Genomic DNA, 20,856 nt, shown 5'->3' with positions numbered 1-20,856 from the left:
ACACTCCTAAATTTTGCCTTGTTTTTGAAAAACAGCTGCTTGAAGCTTTATAATTTATTGGCATGTTTTTTGCATGAGGTACCTTATAGCGTTTTATTTAGAAGCAGAGCTTCTGTTAAATGTTTTTTCAGAAAATAAGTATTATTTAGCAAATGGAGGTCAGATGTATGATTACATTAATTAAAAATGCAGAAGTTTATGCTCCCGAGTCATTAGGGAAAGCATCTATTTTATTGGTTGATCAAAGAATTGCCAAAATAGGAGAAGTGGATGAGGAAGCGGTAAAAGGATTAGGTATTGACTATAAAATAGTAGATGCTGACGGCGCTTATGCTGTGCCGGGTTTTATTGATCCGCATGTTCATTTAATTGGCGGAGGCGGAGAAGGGGGCTTTGCGACCCGGACCCCGGAAATACAGCTGAGCGATATGATTCAGTCTGGAATTACAACGGTTGTCGGTCTTTTAGGTACAGATGGGACAACCCGTCATATGACTTCCCTTCTCGCAAAAGCTCGTGGACTGGAAGAGGAAGGAATGACAACATTTATTTATACAGGAAACTATGCGGTTCCTACAACGACAATAACGTCAAGTGTCAAGGAAGATATTATTCTGTTTGATAAAATTATTGGAGCTGCTGAGATTGCTATTTCTGATTCCCGCTCCGGACAGCCTTCCCTGCATGAGCTGGCTAAAATAGTAGGAGAAGCCCGTGTAGGCGGTATGCTCAGTGGGAAAGCAGGAGTAACGCATTTTCACACTGGTCCCGGGAAGGAATATTTATCACTCCTGCACCAGCTTTTAGAGGAGTATGAGCTTCCTGCTTCGAATCTTTATGCTACACATATTACCCGTAGTCAGGAGCTGCTGGATGATGCAATACGTCTGGCAAACAAAGGCAGCTATGTGGATATCACTGCTGATGATGAAACAGGTGAGTGGGTTGCGTACTATAAGAAGAATGGTGGCGATATGCAGCATTTAACGATTTCTTCAGATGGAAATGGCAGTCTGCCGAAATTTGATGAAGCAGGAAAAATGATTGGCTTTGGAGTAGCGAGTACCCAGACGTTGTACCAGCAAGTCATTGCCGCTGTGAAAAACCAAGCACTGTCTATAGAAGAAATTCTTCCGCTTGTAACGAGTAATACGGCAGAAGCATTGAAATTGAATAATAAAGGCGGCATCCAGGAAGGTAAAGATGCTGATGTACTTATTTTAGATAAAGAAACGCTGGCGCTTGAGCATGTATTTGCGAAAGGACGTCACATGCTGGAAAATAAAAAGCTTCTTGTAAAAGGAACCTTTGAAAAATAAAGAAATTTATACTGACAGATGAAGAGAGGAAGGATTTCACAGATGAGAAAACAACCCAATTTATTTGAAGCTTTTTCGCCTATTGTCGTGATGCTGCTGTTACTTGCTATCGGTTTTGGTGTGTATGGCTTCAGTCCGGAACCTCTGTTGATTTTAGCTTCTGTATATGCAGGGTTTATTGCATGGCGATTAGGATATACATGGGACGAAATGATGGAAGGTATTCAAGAAAAAATAAAGCAGGCAATGCCTGCCATCCTAATTCTGATTTCAATTGGAATATTGATTGGGACGTGGATGATTGCCGGTACGATTCCGATGATGATTTACTATGGCTTAAAAATAATTGATCCAACTTTTATTGTCCTGATTGCGTTTGTAGTTTCGGCGATTATTTCTATTGTTACAGGAACATCATGGGGATCGGCAGGTACTGTCGGTGTGGCATTAATGGGGATTGCAACTGGGCTTGGAGCGAGTCTGCCTGCAACTGCAGGCGCAGTTGTTGCTGGAGCATATTTTGGAGATAAATTATCTCCGCTTTCAGATACAACCAATATTGCGCCGATAGCCGCCGGAAGTGAATTGTACGAGCATATTCGTCATATGCTTTGGACTACAGTCCCGGCAGCCATTCTGAGTATGATTGTATACTTTTTTGCCGGTCTTCATTTATCTTCCGGTAATGCAGCAACACCTGAAACAATGAATACGATGCTGCAAACACTCACAGAAATGTTCGATTGGAATATTTTGCTGCTGCTTCCACCGATAATTATTTTATATGGAGCCATCCGGAAAAAGCCTACACTTCCGATGATTATCTTTTCATCTGCTGTTGCAGCAATTTTAGGGATTTTCATGCAAGGATTCAGTGCTGGTGACGTATTTGCATCTACGGTTTCAGGATTTGATGTAGCCATGGTGAATCGAGCAAATTTTGATCCTGATTCAGTTATCCCTGAAGTACTTAGCCTGGTGCATCAAGGCGGTATGCAATCAATGACCGGGGTCGTTTTAATTGCCTTTTCTGCTTTTATCTTTGCTGGTATTATCGCTAAATCAGGATCACTTGAAGTGATTATCCAAACATTGATGAAAGTGGTTAAACGAACAGGGGATTTAATTCTGACTACGGTACTTTCTTGTATTACGATGGCCTTGGTTACAGGGAATTCATATCTTTCTATTATCGTACCCGGGGAAATTTTCAAAGATACGTATAAGAAAAAGAAATTACAGGCGAAAAACTTATCCCGTACTTTAGAGGACTCTGGTACTGTTGTAGTACCGCTTATCCCTTGGTCATCAGCAGGGGTGTTTATGGCCGGAACACTGGGCGTTTCTACACTGAGTTATGCACCATGGGCTGTATTATGCTATACAGGATTTATTTTTGCGATTATTTTAGGATATACAGGTATCGGCATCGCGAAAATACCGGATGAGGATTCTGAAGAAACTACAGAAGTTAAACCGGAACAGTAAATAAATCTTACCAGAAACATCCTCTTTTTTGAATGTTATCAGCATCAAAAAAAGAGGATGTTTTTTGTGAGTTAGTTTAAGAGATACTAGAGTCTTTGCATAGTAGTCCCAAATTCTAAGAATGAAAGAAATTACCAGTCTTGCTATGAAATTGTACTTGAGTTCCTTGCTACCTTACTGAATTTTCGATAAACTTATGATGTAATTAAATAAAAAGCTATGGATGCATGCCAGTTCATGAAATCAGATTGTATATTCCTGGGCATTACCGTTATTTAGAGATGGCATCCGGCGATTTCAGTTCACTCCTGCTTAAAGGAATTGCTGCTGTTACAAAGGTAAAAGCTATTTCTGGAGAGACACACATCTAGGAGTATAGAGCAGTTTTCCTTATAAATATTATTGTTCGAGGCATCATAATTATTACTGGTAAACTTGCTTTATAAAGAACTATTACAGGAGGTTATTTCATTGGCACAAAAAGCAATAAAAGCATTGAAAAATTATGTAGGCGGAAAATGGATTGAAGCGAATACAGTAAAAACAGAAGCGGTAGTTAATCCGGCAACTGGAGAAGTGCTTGCTTATGTGCCGCTATCCTCTTTAGAGGACATAAATCATGCAATAGAAACAGCAGCAGAAGCATTTGAAACGTGGAAGGAAATCCCCGTACCAAAACGTGCACGGATTCTATTTAAATATCAGCAGCTCCTGGTAGAGAATCATAATGATCTGGCAAAGCTGATTACCCTTGAAAATGGTAAAAACTTTCCAGAAGCATACGGAGAGGTGCAGAGAGGAATTGAAAATGTAGAATTTGCGACAGGAGCACCATCATTGATGATGGGGGAGCAGCTTGCTTCGATTGCTACGGACTTAGAGTCCGGGATATATCGTTATCCAATTGGAGTCATTGGAGGAATTACACCTTTTAATTTTCCGATGATGGTCCCATGCTGGATGTTTCCAATGGCGATTGCTACTGGGAATACATTTGTTATGAAGCCTTCTGAACGTACACCGCTGCTTGCGAATCGTTTAGCCGAATTGCTGGAAGAAGCCGGCCTTCCGAGCGGCGTGTTTAATATCGTTCATGGCGCACATAATGTTGTAAATGGAATATTAGATCATCCGCAAGTAGCAGGAATATCATTTGTCGGATCGCAGCCGGTAGCAGAATATGTTTATAAACGCGGTACAAATAATTTAAAGCGGGTGCAGGCTCTGGCAGGTGCAAAGAATCATTCCATTGTGTTACATGATGCCAATCTTGATAATGCAACCACACAAATTATGAACGCTGCATTTGGTTCAGCTGGAGAGCGTTGTATGGCAGCTTCTGTAGTAGCTGTTGAGGAGAGCATTGCAGATGAATTTATTGAGCTTTTGACACAAAAAGCTAATGAAATTAAAATTGGCAATGGTTTAGATGAAGGAATTTTCCTTGGGCCGGTAATACGTGATAAGCATAAGGAGCGTACATTAAAATATATTGAAGCGGGTAAAAAAGAGGGAGCAAGCCTGGTACGGGATGGCCGTGAAGATGAGGCTGTGAAACAAAAAGGCTATTTTGTCGGTCCAACTATCTTTGATCATGTTACTTCGGAAATGAAAATATGGCAGGATGAAATTTTTGCTCCGGTTTTATCTATTGCTCGTGTGAAGAATTTAAGTGAAGCAATTGGGTTGGCCAATAAATCCCACTTTGCTAATGGAGCATGTATCTTTACAAGAGATGGGGGAAGTGTCCGTCAATTTCGGGAAAAGATTCATGCTGGAATGCTTGGAGTTAATATTGGGGTCCCGGCACCAATGGCGTTTTTCCCTTTTTCTGGATGGAAGGATTCCTTCTATGGAGATTTACATGCCAACGGAAAAGATGGATTACATTTCTATACAAGAAAGAAAGTTATCACAACCAAATGGGTTTAAGGTAAAAGGAAGTCACTGTATTTACAGTGGCTTTTCTAATTAACTACCTATGTCATTTTCAAAAAAATGTGATGAGCTGGAATTTATGCATTTTATAAAATTCATGAGATACTGAAGCAAAGAAAATATATAAAATTTTTCAGAAATGAGGAGAGGCAGAATATGAAAATACTATTAGTCGGAGCAACAGGATCAATCGGAGAAGTTGTATATGAAGAGCTGAAGGATGATGCGGAATTTATTCGAGCCAGCCGAAATTCTTCTGACTATCCAGTAGACATCACCTCCGAAGAGAGTATAAATGCACTTTTTGAAAAGACAGGTCAGGTAGATGCTATTATTTGTGCAGCTGGTTCAGCACACTTTGCAACGGTGGATGAGCTGACTCCGGAGCAAAATATGATTGCTGTAAATAGTAAACAGTTAGGGCAGGTAAATCTAGTATTAATCGGTCTGCACTATCTGAAGGATAATGGAAGTATTACCCTGACAACCGGTGTCTTAATGGATGATCCATTGAAAACAGCATCCTCTTCTGCGATGGCCAATGGCGGTGTATCAGCGTTTGTGAAATCAGCAGCGATTGAAATGCCGCGTGGAATCCGGATTAATCATGTCAGCCCGTCTATGCTTGAGAAATCAAAAGAAAAGTATGGTAAGCTGTTCCAAGGATTTGAGCCTGTTTCTTCCAAACGGATTGGTTTGGCTTACAGGAAAAGCGTTTTTGGTGCGCAAACAGGGCAGGCTTATAAAGTATATTAAGTATAAAAAGCAGATCAAACACAATGTTCGATCTGCTTTTCTCTTTTAACCCTGTATAAATAATTCTATTACATGTCCTTCGATTTCAAATGACTTCATTTCTTCCTTTTTCTCAAAATGAATGGAATCGAGAATAAGATGCTTATGCACCTGTTCAGTAAATTTTGTTAAAATACGCTGTGCAGCAGCATCCGTATGCACGAATAGTTGTACACGCTGTTCCACAGGCAGATTCAATTCTTTGCGGCAGGTCTGAACAGCACGTGCGAATTCCCTGACAAATCCTTCTTCTCTTAATTCGTCCGTTAAGCGAATATCCAGCAGCGTCATAAACATATTACCTTCAGCAAATGCAAACCCATCTATTCCTTTCTTTTCGATAAGCACATCCTCTGTAGTCAAAGTAATTGTTTCACCAGATTGCAGGGTAAACGGATATTCTTTGTCTGCAATAAATTTTTCTTTTTCTGTATTATCTAAGGCTTCTACTTTATTTTTTAATTCACCAACAGCCTTGCCAACTTTGGGGCCGGCAACTGAAAAGTTTAATTTAAAAACAAATTGTAAAAGCTGATAGTCCATCTGTTTGAATAGTACATCCTTGACATTCAATTCTTCTTTGATAATGGATTTGTAGTTTTCTAATGCAGACAGATCAATGTTTTCTTTTGGCATCACAATTAATTGTGATAAAGGGAGCTTTGTTTTTATTTCAACTGCATTTCGTAGAGAACGGCCTTGCTCGATAATTTGTAAGACAGCATCCATATCCTTTTCGAGTTCTGCATCAATTTGTGCTTTATCAGCTTCCGGGAAATCGGACAGATGGACACTTGAGCCAATTAAATCAGAGTAAATTTCCTCTGTTACGAATGGTGTATAAGGCGCCATGATTTGCGCGAGCTTTGTCAGCACTTCAAATAAGGTATGGAATGCTGCCCGCTTATCCTCTGACATTCCTTCACTCCAGAAGCGCTGTCTGGAACGTCTGACATACCAGTTGCTGACTTCATCGATAAATAATGAAATCTCCCTTGCACCTTTGGTGATATCATAGGCATTTAAGCTTTGCGTAACCTTCTGAATAACCGTATTCAAACGGGAAAGTACCCATTTGTCAAGCATAGTTGGGTGGCCGGCTGCCTCTTTTTCCGGTTTAAAGTCATCAATTTTTGCATACATTTGATAGAAAGAATACACATTTAAAAGTGTATCCAGTACTTTTGTTTTTGCCTGGCTGACTGTCTTTTTGGAAAAACGTTTATTATTCCATGGGGAGCTGTCGGCAAGTAAAGCCCATCTGAGTGCGTCCGCGCCAAATTCATTGATTAAATCAATGGGTGATAGGGCATTTCCTTTACTCTTGGACATTTTCCGTCCGTTTTCATCTAAGATATGTCCTAGTGACAGCACGCGTTTGTATGGTGGTTTCCCGGTGAATAAGGTGGAAACGGCCAATAAACTGTAAAACCAGCCTCGTGTCTGATCAACACCTTCAATGACCACATCAGCAGGGTATTGGCTATCAAATAATGCTTCATTTTCAAAAGGATAATGATACTGGGCAAACGGCATGGATCCACTGTCAAACCAGACATCAATTACCTCACTGGTCCGGTGCATCTTTCCTCCGCAGTCACAGGCAAAATGGATGTTATCTACATAAGGTTTATGCAATTCAATATCCTCAGGAAGCGGATCGACAGACAGCTTCCGTAATTCTTTGATGGAGCCCGGTGATTTCTGTGCTCCGCAGTCATCACAGACCCAGACGTTAAGTGGCGTTCCCCAGTAGCGGTTTCGCCCGATATTCCAATCGACCATATTATCCAAGAAGTTGCCGAATCTGCCTTCTTTCATATGAGAAGGAAGCCACTCCGCCTTTTGGTTATTTTCTATCATCTTTTCTTTTACTGCCGTTGTCTTGATAAACCAGCCTTCCATTGCATAATAGAGAAGGGGAGTGTCACAACGCCAGCAATGCGGATAGCTGTGCTCGTATTTTTTTTTATCAAATAGAAGGCCTTTTTCAGCAAGCATTTTGATAATATCTACATCACAGTCTTTGACAAATTTACCTGCAAGCGGCGCAATCGCATCTTTATAGCGGCCTTTTGTATCGACAACATGAATAAAATCAAGATGATTCTCCTGAACAGCTTTATAGTCATCCTCTCCGTGTGCCGGCGCTATATGAACAATTCCAGTACCGCTTGTATCTGTCACAAAATCTGCACCAATCACTACATGCCCATTGGAAACAGCTGCAAAATCAAATGGCGGATGATAAGAAATACCAATTAAATTCTGTCCTTTGATAGCTTCTAAGACTTTATAATCTTCCTTCATCACATCATGGGCTAACGATTTTGCTACGATATATATTTCATTTCCCTGCTGCAAACGTACATAATCCATTTCCGGATTCATAGCGAGAGCTACATTGGCGGGCAGTGTCCACGGTGTTGTAGTCCAGCCTAACAGATACTCATTTTCTTTTCCTGCAATCTGAAACTTGGCAGTCGCCGATAAATCAGTTACATCTTTATACCCCTGAGCGACTTCATGAGAGCTTAGGGAGGTCTCACAATGCGGGCAATAGGGAACAACACGATGTCCTCGGTATAAATAATTTTTCTTATGAATATGAGAAAGAATATGCCAGACTGATTCAATATAGTCATTATTTAATGTGATATAAGGATCCTCCATATCCACCCAATATCCGAGTGCTTCGGTAAATTGCTTCCACTCATTTTCGTAGGTGAAGACACTTTCTTTACATTTTGCGATGAAATTCTCAATGCCATATTCCTCAATCTGTTCCTTACCGCGGATGTTTAATTGCTTTTCAACCTCCAGCTCAACCGGCAGGCCATGAGTATCCCATCCTGCTTTTCGTAAAACCTGATAGCCGGACATAGTTTTATATCTTGCTACAAAGTCCTTTATCGTTCTGCCAAGAGCGTGACCGGCATGCGGCAAGCCGTTTGCTGTTGGCGGCCCTTCGTAAAAGACAAAGGTTTCTTTTCCTTCTCTGTTGGAAATAGAACGCTCAAAAGTATGATCTTTTTCCCACTCTTTCCGGATTCTTAATTCACGTTCTGCACTTGATTCCTTCATTTTTCTCACCTCATTAAATTAAAAAATCCCGATTCTACGCAGGAGAATCGGGATGGTTACATTCGTCATAAAAATAAAAAAACCAACATAGTAGTGGTTTCGAATGGATTTTCACTACGTACTATCATACGCGTTCCGGATATCGGTAGAATGCCGTCAAAGTTTAATGTACGGTGAAGCATTCAGATACTTACCGTTTTCTTTTCAACTTTGCTTCTCAGGGAGGATTTTCATCATCTTTCTTAACGTTGACTTTCAGCACATGGTCAACTCTCTGTAGATAAGAGGAGATAATTACTCTTTCCCGTCATCGAATTAGATTTTTAAATTAACAATAACAATAAACGATTAAAAATAAAAAGTCAACTTGTTTCAACTATTGGCTTTTTAGCAAATTGGTAAGTAGACTGTATAATAGGAAATAAAAGAAGGGGAGATCGGTTAAATGGATATTCAAAAAATAATAATCGTCAGTCCAATGATAAACGAATTAAAAGAATACATAGATCAGTATAATCTGGATCAAGAAATCCGTTACCTGACAGATGATAAATTAACAGAAGAAGACCTGGAATGGGCAGATGCTTTCTGCGGCTTTCAAATACAGAAAAATATAGACTACAGCAAAGTGAACTGGGTACATTCATTAGGTGCTGGTGTGGACGGATTTTTATCCGGCAGAAATTGGAATGAGAACGTATTATTAACACGGACGATTTGCTCGTTTGGACAACGGATTGGAGAATATTGCTTAAGCTATATTTTAAGAGATGCTCAGGCTCATCAGAAGTTTGCAGAGCAGCAAGACGAGAAAACCTGGAATGCAATTACTCCTGAATTATTGAGTAAGAAGAGGGCCGTTATCTATGGAACGGGAGAAATTGGTCAAAAAGTAGCAGGAATACTATCTGTATTTGGAATGAAGGTGTATGGGATATCTTTAAGCGGCAAACCAAAGTCAGCTTTTAACCAAGTAGCAGCTATTGATTCACATTTTTCGGTTATAAAAGAAGTGGATTATGTAATTAATACATTACCGTTAACAGATAAGACAGCTGATTTATTTGATAAAGTTTTTTTTGAACAAGTAAAAGGGGTTGGATTTATCAATACAGGCAGAGGGAAATCTGTAGTTGAAGCAGCCCTAATGGAGGCAGTAGAAAAAGGTCAGGTACGATTTGCTGTGTTAGATGTTTTTCGGGAAGAGCCGCTGCCTGCATCGCATCCATTCTGGGAGCATCCTGCTATCACAATAACACCACATATTTCAGCTGTGACAACTGCCAAGGAAGCAGTAGGCTGTTTTATTGATACGCTGGAAAAAGTGAAGTCAGGGCAGGTGTTGGAAAATAAGATAGATGTCCAAAAAGGATATTGAGGATAATATGATATTAGTGAAATGATTGTAAGGAGAAAAGTATCAGTTGTCAGATGCTTTTCTCCTTTTGTATGTTGCCTAGGTATTTTCTACGATGTCCATTTATTTTACAGGGATTTTTGTATTGTTGTTTGCTATAATACAAGAAAAAGAGAGAATTTTGTTAATATACGATGCATTTATAATGGAGCAGCGCTTGAGCAGTCAGATTCGCCATCAGCAGGGGTGAGCGTAAACTTTGCTGAAGGCAGCTGCTCTTTACTAATTGATGGCAAGGCGGTTGCTGCTATGAAAAATAAAAATATCTTAACATACCTTAAGGTTTTTAGCATTTTATTACTGTTTTTAACTGGTCTTATTAGTTTACGTTTCGTGTGGATCAATTACTATAACAAGGGTGATCAGCCTATTATTACAGATGGTGTCCTTGATTTAACAGGTTGGGATTTCTCTGACGAAGAGACAATTGCTTTAAATGGGGAGTGGATATTCTATCCAAATCAGTTTATAGGTACATCAGATATATCCTCGGCAGGGGATCAAACATTGATTCAGGTTCCCGGTGATTGGCGAAGCGAGCTAAGGACAGGTAAAGAAGAGTCTTCAGACAGCTATGGGTACGGCAGTTATTATTTAAAGGTGTTATTGCCGGAAACGAGTCCTTCATTTCTAGGGCTGCGTGTGAATAATATACAAACGGCTTTTAATATTATGGTCAATGATCAGCTGATTGAATCTATGAACCAGCCAGCTGCGGAGAAAATGGAGCAGTCACATATACGTGGACCAGTTACCAGTCTATTTTATGCGGACCCGGATAATAATGAACTGGAAATTATATTGCAGGTTTCTAATTATGAGCTTCCGTTTACGGGTGGAGTAGAGCGGACGATTTCTTTTGGAACGGCAGATGCTATCAATCAGGAAACAAATCTATCCCGGTTCCTTCAGTTAACGGTTATTATCATTCTATTCTTGCATGCCCTATACGCCTTTGCGATTTTCTTCATGAATAAAGGTAAACGGCAAACCGAATTAATTTATTTTGGATTCATGTCTTTACTGATTGCCATAGGTAATTTATTTGACGATGAAGTTTTTGTTCAATTGCCGTTTAGTGCAGATATCTCCTTTCGTCTGCTGATTGCAATATATATTCTGGTGTTATTTGTTTTAATAAAATTTATTCAGCATTTATATCAGATGCAGCAGAGGTTTATAAAGGCGTTAGGGGCAGGGGCGATTACATTTGCTGTATTGACTTTGACTGTCTTTTCGCTGGAGCATTTTACAGTCTTATCAATCATATTGTTTGTATACGATGCTATTGTTATTTCTTATCTTTTTGTTATCACACTCAGGCAAATTGTCCGCGGAGATAAGAACGGCATTCTGATTTTGCTCTTAATATGCAGCTACACATCTAATTTAGCTTGGGGAGCTGCGATACAAACAGGAAAAGCAGACTTTCCTTTTTACCCATTTGATTTCTTTGTGCCAATTGTTATCATTGCTATCCTGTTGATTAAGCGTCATATTCAATTAGCACAGCTGAGTGAGGAGCAGGCTGTAAGATTAATAGAGGAGGACAAGAAAAAAGATCAATTCTTAGCCAATACCTCTCATGAGATTCGCAATCCCTTACATGGGATGGTTAATATTGCGCAATCCATTATTAATAAACATAAAGATAGCTTAACTCCGGAAACGGTCAGTAATTTACAGCTGTTAGCTCGAATTGGCCATCGTTTAACATTTACATTAAATGATATTCTGGATATTACAAGATTAAAGGAGCAGCAGATTCAGTTACAGCAAGAGAAGCTTTCCCTGCATTCCATTACAAACGGTGTCATTGAGATGGTGCAATTTACAACTCCTAAACAATCAATTACATTACATAACGAAATCGATAGGGATTTTCCATCTCTATATGCGGATGAAAACCGGCTGATTCGTATTTTGTTTAATCTGATTCATAATGCCGTAAAGTATACAGAAAAAGGGAACGTTATTATTTCTGCTGTAAAACGGGGAGATATGGCCTTTATTACTGTCCGGGACACAGGAAATGGAATTGCTCAGGATGCCCTGGAACGAATCTTTCTTCCCTATGAGAAGCTCAGCAAGTCTGACGTAGACAGTGGGGGAATAGGGTTAGGACTAAATATTTGCAGGCAATTAATTGAACTGCATGGTGGAGTAATTAGTGTAGATTCTGAGCTTGGCATAGGAACGGCCTTTACTTTTAGTATACCTTTGGCCTCTAAGAAAGGTCTTGCCCTTGCACAGTCAGAAATTGCGAAACAAGATATATTTTTTGAAGATTCTACTATTCATACAATTGGACGGTATGAACAGGCATCTGCATCAGACAAGCCTTTGCTGCTGGTCGTAGATGATGATCCTGTTAATTTGAAAGTAATGGAGAATCTTTTAGAACCGGATTATCAGCTGCATAGCACAACAGATCCTAGGGTAGTCATAGAATGGCTGGAGAAGCAATCCTATGATCTGGTTATCTCGGATGTGATGATGTCGCCATTCTCCGGTTATGAATTAACAAAGCGTATCAGGGAACGCTTTACTATTTCTGAATTACCTATTTTATTATTAACTGCCCGCAACCAGACCGAGGATATCTATACCGGCTTTATATCCGGTGCAAATGATTATATTTCAAAGCCTGTTGAAGCATTAGAATTACAGGCCAGGGTTAAGGCGTTAACAGATTTAAGCCGTTCTATTGATGAACAATTACGGATGGAGGCAGCCTGGCTGCAGGCACAAATAAATCCGCATTTTATGTTTAATACCTTGAACGCTATTGCTGCCTTAAGCAACATAGATATCGAGCGGATGATTAACCTGTTAAATGAGTTTGGCAAATATCTTTCCAAAAGTTTTCGAAGTAAAAATACGAAGCCGCTGGTATCATTGCGGGAGGAGCTGGAGCTAGTAGATTCCTATATCTATATAATGCAACAGAGATTTGCAGGGAAGCTGACAGTTCATAAGGAGTTTGATGACTCTGAACATATCCTTGTACCGCCGCTGTCTATCCAAACAATAGTTGAAAATGCTATTAATCATGGGATTATCTCACAAAATAAACCAGGTACACTATGGCTTAAAGGCAAGCAGATGGAGAACAGCTATCAAATTAAAATTATCGATGATGGCAAAGGTATCCCGTCAGAAATATTGGCAAAACTATTCAATAAAAATGATGAAAAAAATGGTGTTGGGCTACTGAATACTGAACAGAGATGGAAGAAGCTGTTTGGGCAGGGGATTGACATCAAAAGTATAGCAGAAGAGGGTACAGAGGTCACGATGTGGATACCTAAGAAATCATATGAATAAGACAATACAAACTATTCCATTCGTAATATACAACTATAGATGAGGTCTAATTTTTAGTAATAAATAACAGATAGAATTAAAACAGCAGTCAAACGGTTATCTCTTATTCCGTTTTTACTTTCCTTGGTTAAAATTTAATTTATCAGGATGTTTAAAAGCCTAAATAAAGGGAATTAATATAAGGTATGTAAATTTCATGATTTATTGAAGTAGTTCAAGGAGGAATTAAGATGAGAGTGCAAGATAAAGTTACACTAATCACAGGAGCTGGTACAGGTATTGGAAAAGAAACAGCTCACTTGTTTGCAAAAGAAGGCGCAAAGCTTATTTTGACAGATGTGAATATAGAAGGTGTAAGAGAAACAGAAAAAGAAGTAAAAGAGCTTGGAGCAGAAGCTATTTCCATAAAGCATGATGTCAGCGAGGAAGAAGACTGGCAAGTAGTTGTAAAAGAAGCGGTTAACCAATTCGGAACCATTGATGTATTGTTTAATAATGCAGGTATATATATTATCAAACCAATTACAGAAATTGAATTAGATACATGGAATAAATTAATGAATATCAATGTGACAGGTACATTCTTAGGTATGAAGCATGTGCTGCCTGTCATGCAAAAGCAGAAAAGCGGTTCGATTATTAATGCTTCTTCTGTAGCCGGTCTTGGCGGAGCACCTGGACATGCCTTATATGGCGCAAGTAAAGGTGCAGTGCGTATTATGAGTAAAGACGTTGCAATGGAAGTTGCCAAAGACCAGATTCGGGTCAACTCCATTCATCCGGGCTATATTGATACGCAAATGGCGGATTATGGAGCAGAATCGCAGGGGAAAACCACTGATGAAGTAGGTAAAACTTACCCGCTGGGCCGTTTAGGGAAACGGGCGGAAGTGGCGAAAACAGTGCTGTTCCTGGCATCTGATGATTCATCTTATACGACAGGTGCAGAGTTCCCGATTGATGGCGGGTCAACCAGCTCACTTTAAATAAATGGCTGAATCAAAAGGGCATATCAACCGGGTTATAATTGGTTGATATGCCCTTTTGATTAAGAACCACTAATCAGCTGAATGATTTCGTCAATAACCAGCTGAGGCTGATCTATATGAATATTATGACTGGAATTCACAGCAAAAAGCAGCTTGGCATTTTTGTAAATATCCTTTTACTCCATAATCAATTGATGCCAGGTATCTTCTAACAGCTCTGCTTCCTCCTTTGGAACCCCATCATCAATATAGTTTAATATACATTTCCTCTTATCACGGCCGATAATAGTTACCGGAAAGTTTCCTGTATATGATAAGGTTTTAATGGTTTCAGCATCTTCTTCCCAATTTGTAATCTCTTGAAGCATGGTTTTATATAGTGAAGGATGTGTATAAAATGTAATTAATTTTTTCTGTGTCTTTTTCGGCAACTTTTGTTGTTCTTCTGTTAAAACAGGGTTTAATTGTTTCAAAAGTTCTGAGGGAGACAAGGCTGCATATTCTTTACAGTTTTCAATCCACGCAGTATCTGAATCATTTTCGTTTAGATAAGGTAAATCTAATTGGTCCAGTTTATATAAATCCACAGAGGTTGAATCTAATAGTAATAATCCTTGTATTCTTTCTGGATATAATTTTGAAAAATGCTGTGCACATAAACCGCCATAAGAGTGGCCCGCAAGAATGATAGGTTCTGTTATATTCAATTTCTCGAGTATCTGTGGGATTTCTGCAGTAACATTTTCAGTAGACCTTTTTTTATGGAGGTATTCACTTTTGCCTAATCCTGGCCGGTGATACATAATAACCTGATTCGTTTCGGCAAGCTTAGACGAAATTTCTTCCCATTCATAGAAGGGAGATCCCATTCCAGATAATATGAGAATTGCCGGTTTTCCTGTTCCTTTAGATAGAATTTCAACTTTTTGACTATTAATTTCAATAAAATGCAAAAAAAAAACACTTCCCTTCATAGAAACTAGAAGTTTATATATACCCAAAGTAAGCATATCATACAATTTTAAATTGCTTGTGTCTGCTGTTGGAATGGAATAAAGTATGTAAGAAGAATTTGTTACAAAATACTTCCTGATCCAATTTCATTATTCATGACAAACCGGATGCTTATCCTATATAGTGTAGGTATAGATATGTTTAACGTGATAAGAGGCGAGATAAGATGACAAATAAAGAACCCAAATTAACGAAAAAACAAATAGCGATACTAGAGGCTGCCACTGACTTGTTTGCAGAGAAAGGATATGCAGGGACCTCAACAAGCGAAATTGCAAATAAAGCAGAGGTTGCAGAGGGGACAATCTTTAAGCATTTTAAATCGAAAAAAGGCCTGCTGCTGGCAATTGTTTCTCCAATGATGGTGAAATTGGTTGCTCCGATGATAAAAAAAGATCTGAATAAGGTGCTTGATCAGGAATTTGAATATATTCAAGATTTTATTCGTGCCATGATTGAGAACCGCAAAGAATTTATTCATAATAATTTGCCGATGTTAAAAATATTAGTTCAGGAAATTCCTTTTCATCCAGAATTAAAAGAACAGTTTATTAAGTATGTCGGGAAGGATATTTTTGATAAGCTGAGAGAAATTATCAAGTATTATCAAGATAAGGGCCAACTAGTTGATATGAAGGCAGAAGTGATTATGCGTACGGTTGCAACGTCTATCTTATCCTATATTGTAATGCGCTATGTGTTTCTTCCAGAAGCAAACTGGGATGAAGAAGAGGTGGAAACAAAAAGAATTATTCAAATACTGGAAAGTGGAGTTATACAGAAAAATTAAAAGGATACTCTACGTCTATGGAAAGCAGGCTGATCTCATTTGTTGGAATGGCAGTCTGCTTTTTTATAGTTTTGAGATAATACAAATCTCTGTTATGCTTTATCACATAGCTGGAATGCCTGTCATTTCAGTCATGAAAATATAATTAATAAACGAAAAGGAGCTATTATTGTGCTTGATTACAATAATTCCATTGCTTTGCATATACAATTAAAAAATATTATTGAAAAGAAAATTGAAGAGGGGATATTCACAGAGCAAATTCCCAGTGAAAGACAGCTTATGACAGATTATAATACGAGCCGAAGTACTGTCAGAGAGGCTGTTAATCTTTTGGTTCGTGAAGGAATATTGGAGAAGAGACATGGAAAAGGCACATTTGTTTCTTTAAAACCGATTCAAGATTGGCTGGGGAATTTAAGCAGTACGACGGAAACTATTTTACAGATGGGGAAGAAACCGGGAGCAAAGTTAATTGCATCTTATTTGATGGAAACTCCGCATTATATTCAGGAAAAGACCGGCCTTCAAGAGGCATATTTTATTAAACGGATTCGCTATGCCGATGACACGCCAATCGGTATAGAACAGCATTACTATCCAGTCCATATTGGTGAGAAATTAATAAAGTATGATCTAAATGATGTAACCTTGTACGATTTGTTGGAAAATGATCTGGGAATCATACTTGCTGAAGCGGGGCAGACAATAAGCAGCGGCGCCTTTTCTGATGAGGATAAGGAAAATTTGGAATTGGCAGATGGAACCAATGCCCTGATTGCTGAACGTATTATTAAGGATCGGAATAATGAAATTATTGAAATGGAAAAGGCATTTTATAGAAGTGATTTGTATACATTTAAATTAAACCTGTCGCGTAAGTTTGGGTAGAGGGAGCAGCTGAAAATTGCAAATTAAAATGGTGGTGATTAGGCTTATTTCTCATGTTAGAAAGTTTTGATATAAAATAGGACCCTTTGAACGCATGAATGCAGGTTTATTAAGAACAGTGATAAGACTTATTATTTTTTCAAATAACTGAATATATTGAATTAGGGGTTAGGCTGGATTATACTATGAGCAGACCTATTATATTACAACTGGTTCGGACGTCAGAATCTTTATGAAGGGATTAGTTTGTCTTCTGTAATTTTGAAGTATGAGGGAGGAAGCAAAGAGAATAGTTGGCGGTGCTGCAAACGGGATAAAATATAACGACTTTTGTGTTGTGACGGCTTTTTTTGATGTTATTTTGAAGTGTTTAAGGGGACATTGGATGCTTAGAATAGTTCATTAAAGGAGAGCGGTCTTTTTATTGTGTGAATTCTTCACTGACCAAATACTGCACTGGGCTTATAAGACATAAACTGGCTGCACTGATAAAGGATGTATAACCTGGAGGCATTCCCTCATATGCTATAGGACTGGTTATTTGAAACTCAAAATAGTTGTACCATACACAAAATGGCATAACAATCGATTCAACCGGTTCCTGGATTTTCAGTTTCTTCTTAAGTTTATAGTTTTTCAGATTCATAATCTTAGATAAATGAGGAGGTATGAAGGATGAAAGTTGAAAAAGAAATGAACAATCGGCTTGAGAAAAAAGAATCGTTATTGTGGAATGCGATGCACCGTTTTAATCCAGAAGCGGAGCAGGTTGTTGCTGTAAAAGGGGAAGGCTCGTGGTTTACAGATGAAACTGGGAAAAAGTATATGGATGGAGTTTCCGGGCTATGGTGTTTAAATCTTGGTCATGGCCGTGAGGAAATAGCCGAAGCGGCAGCGGAGCAAATGAAAACCCTCTCCTATTTTCCTTTAACGATGAGCCATCAGCCTGCAATCAAACTGGCTGCTAAGATTAGTGAGTTACTTGGTGAGAAATATCAGACGTTTTTTGCAAATAGTGGCTCGGAAGCAAATGAAACGGCATTTAAAATCGCCAGGCAATACCATAACCAGACCGGCAACCCGCAGAAATATAAAATTATTTCCCGTTATCGGGCTTATCATGGTTCAACCTTAGGGGCACTTAGTGCAACAGCACAGGCCAACAGACGAGTCAAATATGATCCGACAGTGCCCGGATTTTTGCATGTATATCCGCCATACAGCTACCGCTCCATTTTTAATGGAAGTGCAGAGGAGTCAGATCTGAAAGCGGCACAGCTATTGGAAGAAATGATTAACTGGGAGGGTGAAGAAACCATAGCTGCCTTTATTATGGAGCCCTTTATTTCCGGCGGCGGGGTTATTATTCCGTCAATGAAATATATTCAACGCGTATCTGAAATTTGCAAGCAACACAATATCCTTTTAATAATGGATGAGGTTGTGTCAGGCTATGGACGCACAGGGAAAATGTTTGGATTTCAGCATGCAGCAGGAGTACAGCCTGATATTGTAACAATGGCGAAAGGACTGACCAGTGGCTACCTGCCTTTGGGGGCTACTGCGGTTAAAACTGAAATATATAATGTATTTCAAAAGGACGGGAAGGACTCGCATTTTCGGCATGTTTCCACATACGGCGGGCACCCGGCAGCGTGTGCGGTAGCGCTGAAGAATATTGAAATCATTGAAAATGAGAATATCATTGAGCGTGTAAATAACCTTGCACAAACTAAATTGGCAGACTTGCATCAATTAATCGACCATAAAAATGTGGGGGAAGTCAGGCAGACTGGTTTTCTATTGGGGATTGAGATGGTAGAAGATAAACAGTCCAAAACGCCGTTAGCTGATGAAAAATTAGCCAAAATAATTGGTTTGTGTAAAGAAAAAGGGCTAATTATTGGAAAGAATGGAGATACCGTCCCGGGTCACAACAATGTTATTATCGCTGCACCTCCATTAACAAGTACGGAGGAAGATTTGGAATTTTTAATTGATACATTGCAGTGGGCAATCCGCAGTCTGTAATTGGCGCGTTTGTTGCAGAAGCAAATTTCACCAGATTAAAAAGTACTCCAATAAAGCACTTTTTAATCTGGTATAAATAATTACTGATATTTGTACAGTTATTTTAAATAGATACTTCCGTAAAATAATCGGTTAACTCACAGCGCTATTCTAAATTAAGAAAAATTTCCTCAAGTGACGGCTCTTCTACCTCCAGCCGAAATACACCGATATCCTGTTGTACAAATTTTTTATTTACCTGTGGAATGAGCTCATTTGACTGGACAGTAATTTCTGAAGTATTCTCAGCAATTTGGGTGTCCGCAGTGAGCTCTGTGAGAGAATTTTTCAATTGCGTCTGTTCTTTTTCAGAGAGGGAACGATGATGAATATGGACTATAATAACCTGCTGATACTGTTCACGCAGTTGTTGCATCGTTCCCTGTGTTTGAATGCTTCCCTTGTTCATAATGGCAATTTCATCACATAGCTTCTCCACTTCATTTAAATTATGTGAAGTTAAGAAAATGGTCGTTCCTTGTACGGCAATTTCTTTGATTAAAGAATGGATATTTAAAACAGCGTTGGCATCAACCCCTGATGTGGGTTCATCAAGGAAGAGCAGCTTCGGCTGGTGAATAATGCTCTGAGCAATTCCTAATTTCTTTTTCATTCCAAACGAAAACTTTTTCACTTTTACATGGACAGCGTCCTCTAATCCGACCCGTGTGAGAACACGGAGAATATCCTGTCTGGAAAGAGATTGCTTTAATAATTTCTGAAAGTAGTTTAAATGGCTGAACGCAGTAAGATCCTCATAGAACGTGGAGTAATCCGGCAGGACTCCGATTTCTTTTTGAAGAGATTCGAGTCTGTCTCCTGATTGTCCCAAAACCTCGAATGAGCCGGAGCTGGGTTTAATCAGCCCGGTTACCATATTAATCAGGGTTGATTTGCCGGCTCCATTTTTACCGAGGAAACCAAAAATGGATCCTTGAGGAATATGTAAATCAACAGAATCGACAACCGTTTTCTTACCATATGTTTTTGTTAACTGATTAGTTTGCAAAGCTTCCATTATAAATCCCTCTTTCTAAAAATAAATACACTTAGTAAAATAAATAAAATGGGGAAAAATGCTACGAAATAGGCGTAATAATTATTGGATTCTTCCTGCATGTAATAAAAATAAGGTGTCACGTAGCCGACTGTTTTAATAAAAAGGTTGTCTGTTCCTGCATTCCATAAACCAAGCACCGGTAAAGCAATTGAGATAATGATCCCTAAAAACATGCTTAAAGACGGCTTAGGGATAATGGTGGATAGAAAAAGTGTCAAGCCGATGAAGTAAGACACGAAAATAATTGATTGAACCAGATTTACAATGGAAAACGATTTTGAAAATGGGATGATAAGCAATAAAGCGACCGCAATACATACGACCCAAAATAAAAAGCTTCCGATAAATTTTCCAAGGATAATGTTGCTCCGGCTTGTCTTTGTTGCTAAAAATCGGATGGTCCGTGTATCCGTTTCTTTATTAACGATATTGTGGGATAAGCTGGTTACAAACAAAGGAGCAGCTAAAATTAATAAAAGCATTAATCCCATGGCATAAGCATCATTTCCAAGGCCTAATTCCTGCAGGGGTGCCTCGAATTGACGGACTAATCTTGCAGAACCGATTGTTACTCCAAAAAGGACGACAATAATTACAATAGAGCGGATGCTCGAAAATAAACTTTTAAATTCTCTAAAACCAACTGTAAGCATAAATCAATCTCCTCTTTTTCT

15 protein-coding genes are annotated in these 20,856 nt (G+C 38.9%); 11 read left to right on the top strand and 4 right to left on the bottom strand.

Annotated elements, in window-relative coordinates:
* Window positions 1-167 precede the first annotated feature (167 nt).
* The 5 genes from iadA to OSO01_RS03190 all read left to right on the top strand — a co-directional run bounded on the left by iadA (window position 168) and on the right by OSO01_RS03190 (window position 5,501).
* Complete coding sequence (gene iadA, locus OSO01_RS03205) at window positions 168-1,319, top strand: beta-aspartyl-peptidase (RefSeq protein ID WP_147208644.1); 1,152 nt, start codon at window positions 168-170, stop codon at window positions 1,317-1,319.
* A gap of 42 nt (window positions 1,320-1,361) precedes the next feature.
* Window positions 1,362-2,807: a Na+/H+ antiporter NhaC gene (nhaC, locus tag OSO01_RS03200; RefSeq protein ID WP_186813536.1), complete on the top strand. Its 1,446-nt coding sequence runs from the start codon at window positions 1,362-1,364 to the stop codon at window positions 2,805-2,807.
* A gap of 227 nt (window positions 2,808-3,034) precedes the next feature.
* Window positions 3,035-3,178: a hypothetical protein gene (locus OSO01_RS23210; protein WP_186813535.1), complete on the top strand. Its 144-nt coding sequence runs from the start codon at window positions 3,035-3,037 to the stop codon at window positions 3,176-3,178.
* Between the two features lie 100 nt (window positions 3,179-3,278).
* On the top strand, window positions 3,279-4,739 hold the full coding sequence (locus OSO01_RS03195; RefSeq protein ID WP_147208639.1) for a CoA-acylating methylmalonate-semialdehyde dehydrogenase: 1,461 nt from the start codon (window positions 3,279-3,281) through the stop codon (window positions 4,737-4,739).
* Window positions 4,740-4,901: 162 nt separating this feature from the next.
* Entirely contained in the window at window positions 4,902-5,501 is a 600-nt protein-coding gene (locus tag OSO01_RS03190; RefSeq protein ID WP_147208636.1) for a short chain dehydrogenase, read from the top strand.
* 45 nt (window positions 5,502-5,546) lie between these two features.
* Here the strand turns inward: OSO01_RS03190 and ileS are convergent, their stop codons facing one another.
* The gene (gene ileS / locus OSO01_RS03185) at window positions 5,547-8,624 is read right to left on the bottom strand and encodes an isoleucine--tRNA ligase (RefSeq protein WP_147208633.1); all 3,078 of its coding nucleotides are present in this window, start codon (window positions 8,622-8,624) and stop codon (window positions 5,547-5,549) included.
* Window positions 8,625-9,069: 445 nt separating this feature from the next.
* On the opposite strand from ileS, the gene OSO01_RS03180 reads away from it, so the two are divergent.
* From OSO01_RS03180 to OSO01_RS03170, 3 genes are all read left to right on the top strand, one after another.
* The gene (locus OSO01_RS03180; protein WP_147208631.1) at window positions 9,070-10,002 is read left to right on the top strand and encodes a D-2-hydroxyacid dehydrogenase; all 933 of its coding nucleotides are present in this window, start codon (window positions 9,070-9,072) and stop codon (window positions 10,000-10,002) included.
* 288 nt (window positions 10,003-10,290) lie between these two features.
* Complete coding sequence (locus OSO01_RS03175; protein ID WP_186813534.1) at window positions 10,291-13,368, top strand: ATP-binding protein; 3,078 nt, start codon at window positions 10,291-10,293, stop codon at window positions 13,366-13,368.
* A 230-nt stretch (window positions 13,369-13,598) separates the two neighbouring features.
* Window positions 13,599-14,354: an SDR family NAD(P)-dependent oxidoreductase gene (locus OSO01_RS03170; protein WP_147208625.1), complete on the top strand. Its 756-nt coding sequence runs from the start codon at window positions 13,599-13,601 to the stop codon at window positions 14,352-14,354.
* Window positions 14,355-14,533: 179 nt separating this feature from the next.
* Here OSO01_RS03170 and OSO01_RS03165 read toward each other — a convergent pair whose 3' ends face one another.
* Window positions 14,534-15,310 (bottom strand): alpha/beta fold hydrolase, encoded by a 777-nt coding sequence (locus OSO01_RS03165; protein ID WP_186813533.1) that lies wholly within the window; start codon window positions 15,308-15,310, stop codon window positions 14,534-14,536.
* Window positions 15,311-15,537: 227 nt separating this feature from the next.
* Between OSO01_RS03165 and OSO01_RS03160 the strand changes: the two genes are divergently transcribed.
* The 3 genes from OSO01_RS03160 (at window position 15,538) to OSO01_RS03150 (ending at window position 19,083) form a co-directional block, all read left to right on the top strand.
* Window positions 15,538-16,161 (top strand): TetR/AcrR family transcriptional regulator, encoded by a 624-nt coding sequence (locus tag OSO01_RS03160; protein WP_147208619.1) that lies wholly within the window; start codon window positions 15,538-15,540, stop codon window positions 16,159-16,161.
* Window positions 16,162-16,332: 171 nt separating this feature from the next.
* Complete coding sequence (locus OSO01_RS03155) at window positions 16,333-17,052, top strand: GntR family transcriptional regulator (RefSeq protein ID WP_307725830.1); 720 nt, start codon at window positions 16,333-16,335, stop codon at window positions 17,050-17,052.
* 675 nt (window positions 17,053-17,727) lie between these two features.
* The gene (locus tag OSO01_RS03150; RefSeq protein ID WP_147208614.1) at window positions 17,728-19,083 is read left to right on the top strand and encodes an aminotransferase; all 1,356 of its coding nucleotides are present in this window, start codon (window positions 17,728-17,730) and stop codon (window positions 19,081-19,083) included.
* Window positions 19,084-19,228: 145 nt separating this feature from the next.
* Here OSO01_RS03150 and OSO01_RS03145 read toward each other — a convergent pair whose 3' ends face one another.
* Window positions 19,229-20,140, bottom strand: coding sequence for an ABC transporter ATP-binding protein (locus OSO01_RS03145; protein ID WP_147208611.1), 912 nt, complete (start codon window positions 20,138-20,140; stop codon window positions 19,229-19,231).
* The gene (locus tag OSO01_RS03140) at window positions 20,140-20,835 is read right to left on the bottom strand and encodes an ABC transporter permease (protein ID WP_147208608.1); all 696 of its coding nucleotides are present in this window, start codon (window positions 20,833-20,835) and stop codon (window positions 20,140-20,142) included. Before OSO01_RS03140 ends, OSO01_RS03145 begins: the two co-directional genes overlap by 1 nt.
* Between the last annotated feature and the right edge of the window lie 21 nt (window positions 20,836-20,856).

It is taken from the genome of Oceanobacillus sojae, assembly GCF_007991515.1.
Taxonomy (GTDB): Bacteria; Bacillota; Bacilli; order Bacillales; family Amphibacillaceae; genus Oceanobacillus; species Oceanobacillus sojae.
Note: the sequence above shows the minus strand (reverse complement) of the source record. Positions and strands in the feature narration are given on the sequence as shown.

Coding starts and splice junctions, on each gene's coding strand:
- iadA (WP_147208644.1), top strand. CDS start 168: ATGATTACATTAATTAAAAATGCAGAAGTTTATGCTCCCGAGTCATTA.
- nhaC (WP_186813536.1), top strand. CDS start 1,362: ATGAGAAAACAACCCAATTTATTTGAAGCTTTTTCGCCTATTGTCGTG.
- OSO01_RS23210 (WP_186813535.1), top strand. CDS start 3,035: ATGCCAGTTCATGAAATCAGATTGTATATTCCTGGGCATTACCGTTAT.
- OSO01_RS03190 (WP_147208636.1), top strand. CDS start 4,902: ATGAAAATACTATTAGTCGGAGCAACAGGATCAATCGGAGAAGTTGTA.
- ileS (WP_147208633.1), bottom strand. CDS start 8,624: ATGAAGGAATCAAGTGCAGAACGTGAATTAAGAATCCGGAAAGAGTGG.
- OSO01_RS03180 (WP_147208631.1), top strand. CDS start 9,070: ATGGATATTCAAAAAATAATAATCGTCAGTCCAATGATAAACGAATTA.
- OSO01_RS03175 (WP_186813534.1), top strand. CDS start 10,291: ATGAAAAATAAAAATATCTTAACATACCTTAAGGTTTTTAGCATTTTA.
- OSO01_RS03170 (WP_147208625.1), top strand. CDS start 13,599: ATGAGAGTGCAAGATAAAGTTACACTAATCACAGGAGCTGGTACAGGT.
- OSO01_RS03160 (WP_147208619.1), top strand. CDS start 15,538: ATGACAAATAAAGAACCCAAATTAACGAAAAAACAAATAGCGATACTA.
- OSO01_RS03150 (WP_147208614.1), top strand. CDS start 17,728: ATGAAAGTTGAAAAAGAAATGAACAATCGGCTTGAGAAAAAAGAATCG.
- OSO01_RS03145 (WP_147208611.1), bottom strand. CDS start 20,140: ATGGAAGCTTTGCAAACTAATCAGTTAACAAAAACATATGGTAAGAAA.
- OSO01_RS03140 (WP_147208608.1), bottom strand. CDS start 20,835: ATGCTTACAGTTGGTTTTAGAGAATTTAAAAGTTTATTTTCGAGCATC.